Raw genomic sequence first — 14,146 nt, 5'->3', positions numbered from 1 at the left:
TATGGCTATTCTTCTTATTGCCGAACATGACAATGCAAGCCTTTCCGATCAGACTGCAAAGGCGCTGACTGCTGCTGCCCAGATCGGCGGCGATGTCGATATTCTGGTTGCAGGCAAAGGCGCGAAAGCGGCTGCTGATGCCGCAGCTAAGCTTTCCGGCGTTCGCAAGGTTCTGCTTGCTGAAAGTGATGCACTGGAAAACCGTCTGGCTGAGCCATTGGCGGCAGCCATCGTTGACTTAGCGAGCAATTACGACACGATCATTGCACCAGCAACGACGTCCGCCAAGAACGTGCTGCCGCGCGTGGCAGCACTGCTTGATGTGATGCAGCTGTCGGAAATCATGGAAGTTGTGTCCGCTGACACCTTCAAGCGTCCGATCTATGCAGGCAACGCAGTCCAGACCGTTCAGTCGACTGATGCCAAGAAGGTCATCACGGTTCGCACGGCTTCTTTCTCGGCAACGGCTGAGGGCGGTTCGGCTTCGGTTGAAAGCGTGAACGCTGCTGCTGATCCGGCGCTGTCGAGCTTTGTTGAAAACGCGTTGTCGGATTCTGATCGTCCGGAACTGACCTCTGCCAAGATTATCATCTCTGGCGGTCGTGCGCTTGGTTCGTCGGAAAAGTTTGAGGAAGTGATCCTTCCTGTTGCTGACAAGCTCGGTGCAGCAGTTGGTGCCAGCCGTGCAGCGGTTGATGCGGGCTATGCGCCAAATGACTGGCAGGTTGGCCAGACGGGCAAGGTGGTTGCGCCTGAACTTTACATCGCAGTTGGTATTTCCGGCGCGATCCAGCATCTCGCGGGCATGAAAGACAGCCGCGTGATCGTGGCGATCAACAAGGACGAAGAAGCGCCGATCTTCCAGGTGGCTGATTACGGCCTCGTCGGTGATCTCTTTACCATTCTGCCAGAGCTGCAAAAAGCGCTCTAATTTTCTAAAAAGGCGACAAGTCACTCTTGTCGCCTTTTTTATTCGCTAAATCGCACAGATTGCGCGATGACCTTGCATTTTTCACCTTTAACTGGCTTGTTAGGTGAGCTTTTTAATAAGCATGAATGCGTAGCATGGAGGAGTCGATACTGTGGCAATCAAAACGGTAGGTATTGTTGGTGCGGGTCAGATGGGCAGCGGGATTGCCCATGTGTGCGCTTTGGCAGGTTACGACGTGCTGTTACACGATGCCGCTGCAGATCGGCTGGAAAAAGGTATTGCCACGATCAATGGTAATATGGCGAGGCAAGTCGCTTCGGGTAAGCTGGAAGAACAGCAACGCACCGATGCTATGAAGCTGATCCGTGCAGCCAACACCATGCAGGATCTTGCAGGCGTTGATTTGGCGATCGAAGCGGCGACGGAAGACGAAACCATCAAGCGCAAGATTTTCGCTCAGCTTTGCCCTGTGCTCAATCCTGAAGCAATTGTTGCAACCAATACGTCATCGATTTCGATCACGCGCCTTGCATCGACGACTGATCGTCCAGAGCGTTTCATCGGCATTCATTTTATGAATCCGGTTCCGATCATGAAGCTGGTGGAACTGGTGCGCGGGATCGCTACTGACGAAGAAACATTCCGCAAGTCCAAGGATTTTGTGACTGCGCTCGGCAAGACAGTCACTGTTGCCGAAGATTTTCCGGCCTTTATCGTAAACCGCATTCTGCTGCCGATGATTAATGAAGCGATCTACACGCTTTATGAAGGTGTGGGCAGTGTGGAAGCCATTGATACGGCGATGAAGCTTGGCGCCAACCATCCCATGGGCCCATTGCAGCTTGCTGATTTCATCGGTCTCGATACATGTCTATCGATTATGCAGGTTCTGCATGATGGCCTGGCGGATTCAAAATATCGCCCATGTCCGTTGCTGGTGAAATATGTTGAAGCCGGATGGCTGGGTCGTAAGACGGGGCGTGGCTTTTATGATTATCGCGGCGAACACCCGGTTCCAACGCGCTAGAGCACATCCCGAAAAGCGGAACCCGTTTTCGGACCAAGATGTGCATAAAAAAATGATTAGAACACCGAGCTGATTCAATCAGATCTGCGCTCTAATTAAAGCCTCAGCATTGAAAAAAGCCGGTGTATTCATACCGGCTTTTTATTTGTGGCTAATATCCCACGCCTGTGGAAAACCTGAATATCGTTACCGTTAACTTAACCTTAACCATACGAGTTCAGGGGTTGTTCATCTTTAATTGTTAAAGTTTTCATTAAGATGTTCGGAAGCGAAAAGCATTGCCTTAACCCTATTCGGGCTGGTGCTGGACATCATTTTAGAAAAGCAATTTGGTGAAGAGGTGAAGACGATGAACATTATAGTTCAGCTGCGTGACAGCGTTAATGTTATTCGTGAATTCGTCGCACCAAGCTACAGGCCCGAGCGCCATTACATGCGCGGTCCTGGTCCGGCTTGCGCGGCACGCACAGTAAACTGAAGATTGAGACTCCCGTAGCAGGGCCACTGAGGTTCGTGCGCGAAGTGCAAGATTTCAGGCAATAGAAAAGCCAGAGCGGGTGACCGCTCTGGCTTTTTATCTATCAGTTTCTTATTCGAGACCTTCAAAGAGTGCCGTCGAAAGATAGCGTTCTGCAAAGGATGGAATGATGATGACGATGTTCTTGCCCTTGTTCTCAGGTCGTTTGCCGATTTCAATAGCCGCGGTAAGTGCTGCACCCGACGAAATGCCAACCGGAATGCCTTCGAGACGCGCAATCAGACGCGAATTCGCGAAGGAATCTTCATTTGAAACAGTCACGATCTCATCATAAACGCCGGTATCCAGCGTCTTTGGTGCAAAGCCAGCGCCGATGCCCTGAATCTTGTGTGGGCCAGGTGTGCCGCCCGAAAGAATTGGCGAATCCTTTGGTTCGACTGCAACGACTTTGAAGGATGGCTTGCGCGCCTTGATGACCTGACCAACGCCGGTGATCGTGCCGCCAGTGCCAATGCCGGAAATCAGGATATCCGCTTCGCCATTGGTGTCGTTCCAGATTTCCTCGGCAGTTGTAAGACGGTGAATTTCCGGGTTAGCCGGATTTTCAAACTGCTGCGGAATGATCGCATTCGGATTGCCTTCGGCGATTTCTTCGGCCTTGGCGATTGCGCCCTTCATGCCTTTCGAGCCTTCGGTGAGAACAAGTTCTGCACCCAACAACTTTAGCAGCTTGCGGCGTTCAACCGACATGGTTTCAGGCATGGTGAGCACGAGGCGGTAGCCCTTGGCAGCTGCTGCAAAAGCAAGCGCAATGCCGGTATTGCCGGAGGTCGGCTCAACGAATACGGTTTTACCCGGAACAGCTTTGCCTTGTGCTTCCAGTGCTTCGATCAGAGCAAGACCGATACGGTCCTTGACGCTCGCCAATGGATTGAAGAACTCAAGCTTTACCAGCAGGTTGGCTTCTACGCCGTTTTCCTTGGCGAATTTATCGATGCGGACGAGCGGCGTGTTGCCGATCGTGTCGAGGATAGAATCATAAATGCGCCCGCGTCCCGCAGCTGCGCCGCCTTTTTCGCCAAGTGGCTTGCTCATGGAAAAATCTCCTTTTGTTTGGGACGAAGTTTAAGAGGAAATTGCGCAAAAGCATAGCTGGCTCTGTGCTTCGGATTGCTAAAATTTGGAATTTTATTCTTTAACATCGATGAGAGTAGAATATCTTTTCACGCTGTTATGCGCGGACGGTGCGCACCATGATTTGTTTGAAAAAGACAATTCATCACTCTCAAACCACTCGTTCTCTCTTTCGATAAGCTCTTCGTGTCTATAAGCTTTTCCTGTCTGATTGATCCACATCAATGCCCTTTTTCATAGCGGCGCGCATGATTGGATCGTGATCACATACAGGAGGCTTGGGCTGTGTATAAGAAAATTCTGATTGCTACTGATGGTTCTGAACTTGCAGATAAAGGCGTCGAACAGGGCGTGGCGCTTGCAAAGCAGTTTGGTTCGAAAGTGTCGCTGGTTTCTGTGACTGAGCTTCTGCCATCCTATGGCATTGTGGTTGCTGCCGAATGGGCTTCCAGCCCTGCTGCATTTCAGGAGTATCGCGAGGCAATCACCAAAGCGGCATCTGAGCTTCTCGCAAAAGCGAAAGCCAAGGCAGAAGCTGTGGGCGTTGAGGCTGAAACTTTGCACATTGAAAACCAATCTCCGGCACAAGGCATTATCGAGGCGGCACAAAAGACTGGGAGCGATTTGATCGTCATCGCATCGCATGGCCGCCGTGGCGTCAATAAATTGCTCTTGGGCAGTCAGGCGGCTGAGGTTCTTTCTTTCAGCTCGGTGCCGGTTCTGGTGATCAAGTAGTCAGGTAATTTGCACGATGGCGAGTAGACGGTTCTGTTCGCTCTTAGTCGCTTAAGCGTCTAATGCCGCAAGAAGATTGCGGTCTATCTCTGTTTGGCACGGCCCACGACCAGGCAGCGCTCATAAAGACTGGCAATTCTTTGCCAGTCTTTCAGTCTGCCAAACATAATTTCGATACGATTGCGCCGCTTCTATTGGCGCTCCTCATAGTTGTTAGGCTTTTTACGGGTTTGCACCTTGGGTGAGCCCATGGTTGTGCAGAAAAATGGGGGCAGGCGCGACATTTGTCCTGCACTTGGCCAGTAAAGATTACGCATCGATCAGTCTCTTCAAGCGAAGCTGGATCAGTTCATAACTGTCAAATCAATCGGGCCTGAACCTAACCACGATTACCCAAACGCATTCCCAAGACTACGGCGATATAGCCGAGAACGATACTCAACGTTAAATACAATAATGCCGACAGCATTCCGGTCGTTGACCCTGCCATTAAAACATAGGCACCGTAAACAAAGCTGGAGAAAGTCGAAAGCCCACCCATGATGCCAGTCGCTACCAACGTGTTAACACCTTGGCTGAGCGTACCTTTCTGATAAAGGCTGGTCGTAAGTCCGAGCAAGAATGATGCTATGATGTTAGCGAGAAGGATTGACATTGGAATCCCGTCTGAAAGCGTTGGCACGCCCAACATCAGAAATTCACGGGAAATAGCACCGACGGCACCTCCCACGAAAACCAATATGATTGTGTTCATCATCGCGCCGCCCTCAACCTATCCAACTTGCTAGCGTGGCACCGAATGCCGCCGCAGCCAGGCCCGAAATCACAGATCCAAAAAGATATACGATTGCCAAACCCTGATAACGCTCCCGCGCCAGCTTTACAGCATCCAGCTGCATCGAACTGAATGTTGTATATCCGCCGAGAAAGCCGGTCAGAGCGCCTGCCTTCAATATATTGCCAAAGCGGTCATCCCATTCGACAGAAAACAACACTGACAGAAAGCCTATAACAAAAGCGCCTGTCACATTGATCATGAATGTTCCGAGTGGAAACTTACCATTATAGCTCTCGTTAGCCAGTTTACCGACCCACCACCGAAACAATGAGCCAACGCCGCCTCCTAGGCTCAGGACTCATTGCTTTCCGAGCCAGAATATAACGGCTGCTGCAAGATCTATTGCTGCACGGAACACAATCGGGCAGCGATCATAACGGGTAGCAATTCTTCGCCAGTCTTTCAGTCTGCCAAACATGATTTCGATACGATTGCGTCGCTTGTATCGACGTTTGTCATACTTAATAGGCTTCTTACGGTTTTTGCGACCCGGGATGCATGGCTTTATCTCTTTGTCTTTTAACCGTTTTCTGAACCAGTCGGCATCATAGCCTCTATCAGCAAGAAGCCAGTCGACCTTCGGTAACGTCTCAATTAAGGCTGCAGCTCCGGTGTAGTCGCTGATTTGTCCCGCCGTGACGTGTAACCTGATAGGGCGACCCTGCGTGTCGGTGACGGCGTGCAACTTGGTATTCATGCCACCTTTTGTCCGGCCGATCAGCCGTCCACCATCCCCTTTTTTAGCCGTAGGCTTGAGGCCGTGCGGTGCGCTTTCAAATAGGTCGCATCTATCATGACAGTCTTTCCGACCGACGACTTGGAAGACAGGCCTTCAAGTATTTGAGCAAATATCCCCTTGTGACACCAACGGTTCCAACGATTATAGAGCGTTTTAGAGGGCCCGTATTCTCGAGGGGCATCACACCACCGTAACCCATTACGAAGAATGAATATAATTCCACTCAAGACACGCCTGTCATCAACGCGTGGACGTCCATGGCTCTTGGGAAAAAAGGGCCGAAGGCGTGACATTTGCCCTTCGCTCAGCCAGTAAAGATTGCTCATCGTTCAGTCTCCTCAAGAGAAACTGAATCAGCTCTTCATTCTCAAATCAATAGGTCCTGAGCCTAGACCGACCCACAACATATCTAACGGCTGCATGTTACCCCCTCGTCGTCAATCCCGTTAGTAATATCCTGATTCCGATTGCGCGCAAGTTGCGAGCCAACTTCGCCTGAATACTAAGGATTGGGCCTGTTCAATTTTGCCTATCCCCTTTTCCAGCGCTTTTCACTCAAATACCGCGATTTACTGAGAGTCCAACTTGGGCGGTTATCAAGCTGAAATATTTTTGATGCTTTTGAGGGGGCACCTTGGACATTTTCAATGGGTTTGAGAGTGCCTTGTCATTCCGTGGGTAGGTTCTGAATTTAATCAAAGAAAATAAAAGGGGCTATGAATCTTAGTGTTATAAAAAAAGCGCATGCAAATTAACCGCGAACTTTATTACTCACCAACGCTATACTCAATCAATCGAGGCACTGGACTAATGTAGGAGCGGCGAACTGTGATTTTTTCCGAAGAGGAGTTTGTCGAATACGTTATGCGGAACGATCGTAACCGTTACCTCTTAGACACGCTTCCAGCTTTAAGATTGCCTCAATGCACATTGACTGCGGGCTGCTTGTTTCAAACCGTATGGAATATCAAAAGCGGGAACAAGCCCGATTGGGCAATCAAGGATTATGACATTTTTTATTTTGATGCCAGTGACCTATCTTGGGAAGCGGAAGATGCTGTAATCCAAAAAGCGAGGTCTTTGCTTGGCAACATGGGTGAAAGCATTGAGATACGGAACCAAGCCCGTGTTCATCTCTGGTATCAGCAAAAATTCAATTCGCCTTGCCCTGTACTGACATGCGTTGAAGATGGTATCGACCGCTTTCTTATCGAAGGTAGCAAGTTTGGAATTAATCTCGAGACAGGTTCTGTCTACGCACCAATCGGATTTGATGACATGTGGAAAGGTGTTTTACGCATCAATCCAAATAATCCTCACAGAGATCTCTTTATCAGCAAGTGCCAAACCTATAGGTCTCGATGGCCTTGGCTCTCTATTTTTAGTTGATACTCAAGCACCCAGCTTGTTTCAGTCACCTTATGGGCTGGCATATGACGGCTGATTTCCTGCGCAGTAAGCCTGCGGGATGGTTCGATTTAACATCAATGTTTATCCAATGACCAACCGAGTGAAAAAGTAGGGGCCACGATGGGGAGAGTAATAATTTTTTAAGTGTTTGAAAAATAGGCGATTTATTGAATTAAATGGTGCGGGTGGTCGGAATCGAACCGACACTCCTTGCGGAACCGGATTTTGAGTCCGGCGCGTCTACCAGTTCCACCACACCCGCACTTAACTGCCGAAGCAGTTTGATATGGTCCAAAAACGGACAGCGGGGACGGATATAACGGCTAAACGAAACGAGGTCAATCGCTCTCAAGCGGCTTGACTGATTATACTTTTGCACAGACGCCAATCTGTTCGAAACCGGCGACATAGTCAGTAGCTGATGTCGCCTGAACAAACAGACTTTTCAATATCGCGTCACCTTAGCGGCGCATATTATATTCGACGATATTCCAACAGACGAGAAAAGCAATCAGGCCTAACACGATGAGATCGAGTGTCTTCAGATATGTGAGATATTCCAACATAGCGCATCTCCTTCCCAAGGGAGGCGTGTTGGTTTTTATGAGGCAGCGAAAAACGGTCTTAATTTCAGATTTACTTGCTGCAATATAATTAAAAATTAGAGCAACAAGTTCAGGCCTTCATCTTTCGCATGCATTGCTTTAATTCAGACGCTCTCCCAATAGAAAATATAGCACAGCTTTCCGAATTATCAAATTTTTGTATTTGTCCCTACTTTGGAGTGTTCGATATTATTTCCGTTCCGCAAAATTACGAATACGGTTGCGTATGATACGCGTCAGATTGCGGGTGCGTTGATAAAGATGAATTTGTGAAGCCGCCTGGCGGACCTGTTTGTCAACGCCCGGATGGAGCCCAATCACAAGTGTTTCGATGGTTTCACGCTCTCCAAACAGTCGCGACATCACCGGATGATCCGGCACGGCGCAAGAATCGGTTCGAGTGATGTTGGGGTCTTCAAGATGATTCTTGACCACCTCAATCATCAGCAACGTTCCGGGTGAGTAGGCCCGTAACGTCTCGTCATAGGCTGTTTTCCATGTCCATGCTTCGCCGGACACGGTGAAAACGATCAGGATAGCGATCACACGCCCATCCAATTCAAGCGTATGAATGCGTGCACAATCGCGCTCGGCGAGATTGTTGACAGCTTCGCGCGCAAAGGCTGCGCGGAACCGGTCAACGGCCATCGCGGTGCCACGACGGCCTTTCCAGCCGCTGGCTTCCAGCGTCAGGAAATGTTCAAACGCAAAGCGGATTTCATCGGGCGTGCGGGCGATACGATGTACGAGGTTGCCCTTCTCCGCGAGGCGACGCCATAGACGGCTGTAATCGCGACGGTGGTGTGATCCGATGGCGTGCTTGATATAGGTTTCGCCATCCAGCTTGCTTTCAAGAAATGGTCGCGCTTTTTGTTCTATAGAGACGATTGGCAACTGACGTCCGATCGCGACTGAGCGAATAAGTTTTGCAACAGCGCCATCGGCGCGCATTTCCGGGAGTACGAGTACTTCCGGCATTTTAATGTGGTCGCGGGCGAGAATATCAAACAGATCTTCAACGACGCCCACTGGATCATCATGATCAATCAACGGGGTGCCTTGTGGACCAAATGGTGTTGCCCATGCACGAATGACCGGCGAGGACAGCGGTAAGCCGGGTCGCTCAATCGTATAGGGCATAACGAAACGCAGGCGGCTGCGAATTTCGTTTTCATCACGCATGACCATGAAGCGGACTTCTCGATCTTCAAGGCGTGGCATGGCAGGTGCCAGAAAGCGCGCATTAAAGAAGATGTTTGGCTCGATGGTACGACTGCTCAGATGGTCAAGCTCATCACGCAGTTCAAAACCAGCCGACGCGCCGTAGATGGCTAGCTTCCGTGGAATGTCGCGATTGTGGAGACTTTCTTCGAGCCTCTTGGTTGCATCCATCGCCGCTACATTTTCTGAGAATTGCGATATTATGCGTGCTGTATGTCCGCCGACGGATTCCTCAAGCAAAGGTTTGGCAGCCATTACAAAGTCTCCTCGGGGAAAGTTCTAAGGGGCTTGAGAATAAACATGGTGACTTGCATTGTTTTATACACAGCCGTTGAAAGCAAAAATGCCTCGAGCAACATTGAAAAAGCGGTAGATAACGCGGCGCCCATTAATCCAAAGCGTGGAATGAAGATGAGGTTGAGCAGAATGTTCACGGCAAGTGTTAGCGCGTAGAGCAGCGCGCAGATATTCTGCTTGCCTGACATGTTAAGTAGGCTTTCAGCCGGGCCAACGCTTGCGCGGGCTATGACCCCGATAATCAGTACGAAGAGTAGCGGATAGCCGTGCGTGAAGCCGCTTCCAAAAAGCATTAACAGCGGATAGCCCAATGCAAGAATGACAATGCCTAGCAGGAGTGTCGGCCAGAATGTCCAGCTTGTCGATGCTTCGGCGAAGCGCACAAATTCAGCGCGATTTCCACTGTGTAGCAGGTCAGAATAGCGTTGAGCCACCCCCGCTTTCACTGCGAAATAGACGAAATGCGCCAGCGCCATAATTTTTGTTGCAGCAAAATAAACGGCCACGTCCTGCGGTTCCATCATTTGGCCAACCATCAGTACATCAACATTGATGAGCAGGAAGAAAAAACCTTCGACAAGAAACATCGGGAGTGCGACTTTCATCCATTGCGAGAAGAGGATTTCTTTCTCGCCAATGGGGATGTCTTTTTTCAGCGACCGATTAACACTCAGGAGTTGGCCCAAAGCGGTTAACCACGTTGCTGCTATGGAAGCAGCCAAACCAGTGATCGCTGATGCTTTTAGCCCAATGACATGGGCGGCAATCATGAAAACAAGCACAAGCAAAGGCCGGATGATGTAGCTCGGTGTCAAGGCTATCATGATCCATGAGCGTGATCGGGCAATACCGTCAAGCATATTGCCTAGAGTGATCATCGGCAGGCAAATGAGGCCCAGAATGAATGGGACAAGATAATAGCTCTCGACGCTGTCTCTGAGCAAATAGAGTAGCAGATAGCCCAGCAGAGCTATTATACTTGCAGATACAAAGGCAAAAATGCGCCCTGTGTAGAGTATGCCGCGCAATGGATTGAAAAGATTGCGTTGAATATATTCAGGCACATAGCGAATGATGGTGGTGTGTAGTCCAAAGCAGGCAAGGTCACCGACAATGACCATTGTCAGCCAGACAAGTACAAAGATACCGTACTGAAACTCTCCCATCCAGCGGGCGAGGATGACTTGTGAAATCAATGCGATAGCTGAGCTCGCAATCCGTACCGTGAACGCGACGGCTGAAGAACGCTGTGCGCTCGACTGGGCATCCGTTCCGCTGAGCATAGTATCAAGCCGCTCCGTCAAAGGACGAAGTGCGGCTGCGATACTGCCGGGTAAATACCGGCTCGCTGCACTGGATACTAAGAGACGCACGCTAAGCTAACCCTGTTTTCGTATGGTTTAAAGAAGGCACGATGTTATTCGGGGGTATTTTTCAACCCACGATAGCCGGACATTAGATTGCAGTTCTTTAAAAAGGTAAAAGGAATCGGCCTCAGCTATTACAGCACCGGCAAATTGAGAGAGATGGTAATTACTTTCTGAATATATAAGCTTCAGCGCATGTACTAAGGCTAGTGTGGTGGATTTAAAGTTCCTATCATTCGCGCTGCATTCACCTCGAGGAACTTTAAACCCGTAAACCACACTAGATTCAATAATTTGCTGGCATGGCTTTGGACCCGAAATTCGCTCAGGTGGTCGCTTTGCAGTGAAGCGAATTTCGGGTCCGCCATACTCGTTATGCCGCGTTTTAAAAAGAAAACCCGGCGATTGCGCGCCGGGTTTTCAGGTAAGCTAGATTGTTGTCAGCGCTTATTCAAATGCGCCGTGGCAATGCTTGTATTTCTTGCCAGACCCGCAAGGGCAGGATTCGTTGCGGCTCACTTTGCCCCATGTTTTAGGATCAGTGGGGTCCCGTTCAGAAGCGGGGATGATGCGCTCATCCTGCTGGTGTTGGGCCCAAGCATTTTCGTCAAAGTCATTTTCGCCAGTGGTGCCGTCGATATGAACGCCGGTCATTGGCGGAAGTTCTGGCTCAGCCGGAGCTTCACGAACGATTTCAACACGCATCAACTGTGTAATGACCACTTCGCGCAAGTTGGCGAGCAGAGCCTGAAACAGCTCAAAACCTTCGGTCTTGTATTCGTTAAGCGGATCGCGCTGCGCATAGCCACGGAAACCAACGACCGAACGCAGGTGGTCAAGATTGACCAGATGTTCGCGCCAGAGATTGTCGAGCGACTGCATGATCACTGACTTTTCGATGTAAGTCATGATCTGCGGACCGAAGCGTTCTGCTTTCTCGGCGGCTGCCTTGTCGGCGGCTTCCTTGATGCGGGCTTCAAACTCTTCTTCGGCGATGCCTTCTTCCTTGGCCCATTCGTCAACTGGCAACGCAAGGTTGAGCTTGGTGAGAATGTCGTCCTTGAGGGCGGCAATTTCCCATTTTTCTGCGTAAGCATCTTTGGGAATACGAAGCGCAACCATGTCCTCGATCACTTCGTGACGCATTTCGGTCACGGTGTCGGTGAGGTCTTCGTCGTCCATGATTTCAAGACGTTGCTCGAAGATCACCTTACGCTGATCATTCATCACGTCGTCATATTTGAGAAGGTTCTTACGGATTTCGAAGTTACGCGCTTCAACCTTGGTTTGCGCCTTTTCAAGCGCCTTGTTGATCCATGGGTGAACGATAGCTTCGTCTTCCTTGAGGCCCAGCTTCTGCAGCATGCCGTCCATACGGTCGGAGCCGAAGATGCGCATCAGATCATCTTGAAGCGACAGGAAGAACTTTGAACGGCCCGGATCGCCTTGACGACCCGAACGACCGCGTAGCTGGTTGTCGATACGGCGGCTTTCGTGACGCTCGGTCGCGAGAACGTAAAGGCCACCCGCTGCGAGTGCTTTTTCTTTCAGCTTAGCGATGTCGGCCTTGATCTCAGCGATCTTTGCTGTGCGCTCTGGACCTTCCGGAACATCTGCGAGCTCGTTTTGAACGCGCATTTCAAGATTGCCGCCGAGCTGAATGTCCGTACCGCGACCCGCCATGTTGGTGGCGATGGTCACCGCACCCGGAACACCGGCCTGTGCGATAATGAAAGCTTCCTGTTCGTGATAACGGGCATTGAGAACCTGAAAATTCTTGATGCCATCTTTGCGCAGGCGCTCAGCAAGCAATTCCGACTTTTCAATCGACGTCGTGCCGACCAGAACAGGCTGTCCCTTTTCATGGGAGGCGCGAATGTCCTTCACGATGGCTTTGTATTTTTCTTCGACAGTACGATAGACTTCATCGTCTTCGTCAAGGCGTTTAACTGGCAGATTGGTCGGGATTTCAAGAACATTCAGACCATAAATGTTGCCGAATTCTTCTGCTTCCGTAGACGCTGTACCGGTCATGCCGGAAAGCTTGGTGTACATGCGGAAGTAGTTCTGGAAGGTGATCGAAGCCAGCGTCTGGTTTTCAGGCTGGATTGTCACATGTTCCTTCGCTTCCAGCGCCTGATGCAGGCCTTCCGAGAAGCGGCGACCCGGCATCATACGTCCCGTAAATTCGTCGATAATGACGATTTCGTCGTTGCGGACGATGTAATCCTTGTCGCGCTGGAACAGCTTATGCGCACGAAGCGCGTTGTTCAGGTGATGGACAACTGCGACATTCTCAATGTCGTAAAGGCTTTCGCCCTTAAGGTGTCCGGCAGCGTCGAGAAGCTGCTCAACCTTTTCGGTGCCGACTTCGGTGAAGATTGCTGTCTTCTGCTTTTCATCGATTTCAAAATCTTCCGGCTCAAGCGCTGGAATGAAAGTGTCGATGAGGTTGTAGAAGTCAGAGCGATCTTCCAACGGACCGGAGATAATCAGCGGCGTACGGGCTTCGTCGATGAGGATCGAATCAACTTCATCGACGATGGCGTAGTTGTGGCCGCGCTGTACCATCTGACCGCGCTCATATTTCATATTATCGCGCAGATAATCGAAGCCGAGTTCGTTGTTGGTCGCGTAGGTGATGTCACAGGCGTAGGCTGCCTGACGTTCACCATCATCAAGGCCATGCTTGATCACGCCCACGGTCAGACCGAGGAAGTTGTAAAGCTTGCCCATGGTTTCAGCGTCGCGGGTAGCGAGGTAATCATTGACCGTCACCACATGCACGCCCTTGCCTTCAAGCGCGTTGAGGTACACGGGCAAGGTCGCCATCAGCGTCTTGCCTTCACCGGTGCGCATTTCAGCAATGCCGCGTTCATGAAGAACCATACCGCCGATGAGCTGTACGTCGAAGGGACGCATGCCAAGCACGCGCTTTGCCGCTTCACGTGCGGTTGCAAAAGCATCCGGAAGCAATGCGTCGAGCTTCTTGCCCTGGGCGAGTTCTGCGCGGAATTCCGCAGTCTTTGCCTGAAGCTGTTCGTCGGTAAGGGATGCGTAATTCTTCTCAAGCGCAGTAATCTGTTCCGCACGAGCGCGCAGTGTTTTCACATGGCGGTCGTTGGACGAACCGAATATCTTGCGGGCGAGGCCGCCAAAGCTGACCATTCCTGGTCCTTTCCTGTGCGTTCAGCCGGAAGCGCTTCCGGCGCCATTGCCTTTTTCGATTTCACCGAAACTCTAAAAAGGCTCTAACTCTTTAATTCTTTCGCATTTTCGAGTGCAAAACCACATTGCAATTTTGCCGATCATGCTTTGTCGAATGCTTTATTCACGCGTATTAAAACAAATGCAAGAAAACTGC

12 protein-coding genes and 1 tRNA gene are annotated in these 14,146 nt (G+C 50.4%); 5 read left to right on the top strand and 8 right to left on the bottom strand.

Going from position 1 to position 14,146, the window contains the following annotated elements; genetic code table 11:
* Position 1 precedes the first annotated feature (1 nt).
* The 3 genes from U2P60_RS08540 (at position 2) to U2P60_RS08530 (ending at position 2,436) form a co-directional block, all read left to right on the top strand.
* Positions 2-931, top strand: coding sequence for an electron transfer flavoprotein subunit alpha/FixB family protein (locus U2P60_RS08540; RefSeq protein WP_313827358.1), 930 nt, complete (start codon positions 2-4; stop codon positions 929-931).
* A gap of 151 nt (positions 932-1,082) precedes the next feature.
* Positions 1,083-1,958 carry a 3-hydroxybutyryl-CoA dehydrogenase gene (locus tag U2P60_RS08535; RefSeq protein WP_313827357.1) on the top strand — a complete coding sequence of 292 codons (876 nt, stop codon included), beginning with the start codon at positions 1,083-1,085 and terminating at the stop codon, positions 1,956-1,958.
* Between the two features lie 349 nt (positions 1,959-2,307).
* Entirely contained in the window at positions 2,308-2,436 is a 129-nt protein-coding gene (locus U2P60_RS08530) for a hypothetical protein (RefSeq protein WP_260525696.1), read from the top strand.
* A 111-nt stretch (positions 2,437-2,547) separates the two neighbouring features.
* Here U2P60_RS08530 and cysK read toward each other — a convergent pair whose 3' ends face one another.
* Positions 2,548-3,531 carry a cysteine synthase A gene (gene cysK, locus U2P60_RS08525; protein WP_413572212.1) on the bottom strand — a complete coding sequence of 328 codons (984 nt, stop codon included), beginning with the start codon at positions 3,529-3,531 and terminating at the stop codon, positions 2,548-2,550.
* 324 nt (positions 3,532-3,855) lie between these two features.
* On the opposite strand from cysK, the gene U2P60_RS08520 reads away from it, so the two are divergent.
* On the top strand, positions 3,856-4,305 hold the full coding sequence (locus U2P60_RS08520; protein ID WP_313827355.1) for a universal stress protein: 450 nt from the start codon (positions 3,856-3,858) through the stop codon (positions 4,303-4,305).
* Between the two features lie 379 nt (positions 4,306-4,684).
* Here the strand turns inward: U2P60_RS08520 and U2P60_RS08515 are convergent, their stop codons facing one another.
* The 3 genes from U2P60_RS08515 to U2P60_RS08505 all read right to left on the bottom strand — a co-directional run bounded on the left by U2P60_RS08515 (position 4,685) and on the right by U2P60_RS08505 (position 6,208).
* Positions 4,685-5,062 carry a CrcB family protein gene (locus U2P60_RS08515; protein WP_413572211.1) on the bottom strand — a complete coding sequence of 126 codons (378 nt, stop codon included), beginning with the start codon at positions 5,060-5,062 and terminating at the stop codon, positions 4,685-4,687.
* Between the two features lie 10 nt (positions 5,063-5,072).
* On the bottom strand, positions 5,073-5,438 hold the full coding sequence (crcB, locus tag U2P60_RS08510; protein ID WP_413573726.1) for a fluoride efflux transporter CrcB: 366 nt from the start codon (positions 5,436-5,438) through the stop codon (positions 5,073-5,075).
* Positions 5,439-5,441: 3 nt separating this feature from the next.
* Positions 5,442-6,208 (bottom strand): IS5 family transposase gene (locus tag U2P60_RS08505; protein ID WP_279678372.1). Its coding sequence is split into 2 segments (ribosomal slippage): positions 5,442-5,888 and positions 5,891-6,208, totalling 765 coding nucleotides; the frame shifts between segments, so codons are not numbered across the junction.
* Between the two features lie 502 nt (positions 6,209-6,710).
* Between U2P60_RS08505 and U2P60_RS08500 the strand changes: the two genes are divergently transcribed.
* Complete coding sequence (locus U2P60_RS08500) at positions 6,711-7,271, top strand: nucleotidyltransferase family protein (protein ID WP_413572210.1); 561 nt, start codon at positions 6,711-6,713, stop codon at positions 7,269-7,271.
* A 198-nt stretch (positions 7,272-7,469) separates the two neighbouring features.
* Here the strand turns inward: U2P60_RS08500 and U2P60_RS08495 are convergent.
* The 4 genes from U2P60_RS08495 to secA all read right to left on the bottom strand — a co-directional run bounded on the left by U2P60_RS08495 (position 7,470) and on the right by secA (position 13,950).
* Positions 7,470-7,554, bottom strand: a tRNA-Leu gene (locus U2P60_RS08495).
* A gap of 532 nt (positions 7,555-8,086) precedes the next feature.
* Positions 8,087-9,373: a type IV secretion system effector crotonyl transferase BspF gene (bspF, locus tag U2P60_RS08490; protein ID WP_413572209.1), complete on the bottom strand. Its 1,287-nt coding sequence runs from the start codon at positions 9,371-9,373 to the stop codon at positions 8,087-8,089.
* Entirely contained in the window at positions 9,373-10,788 is a 1,416-nt protein-coding gene (locus U2P60_RS08485; protein WP_413572208.1) for a lipopolysaccharide biosynthesis protein, read from the bottom strand. Before U2P60_RS08485 ends, bspF begins: the two co-directional genes overlap by 1 nt.
* 441 nt (positions 10,789-11,229) lie before the next feature.
* Positions 11,230-13,950, bottom strand: a complete 2,721-nt coding sequence (gene secA, locus U2P60_RS08480) for a preprotein translocase subunit SecA (protein WP_413572207.1) — start codon at positions 13,948-13,950, stop codon at positions 11,230-11,232.
* Between the last annotated feature and the right edge of the window lie 196 nt (positions 13,951-14,146).

This window comes from Brucella sp. H1_1004, from assembly GCF_047308065.1.
GTDB lineage: Bacteria > Pseudomonadota > Alphaproteobacteria > Rhizobiales > Rhizobiaceae > Brucella > Brucella pseudogrignonensis_B.
Note: the sequence above shows the minus strand (reverse complement) of the source record. Positions and strands in the feature narration are given on the sequence as shown.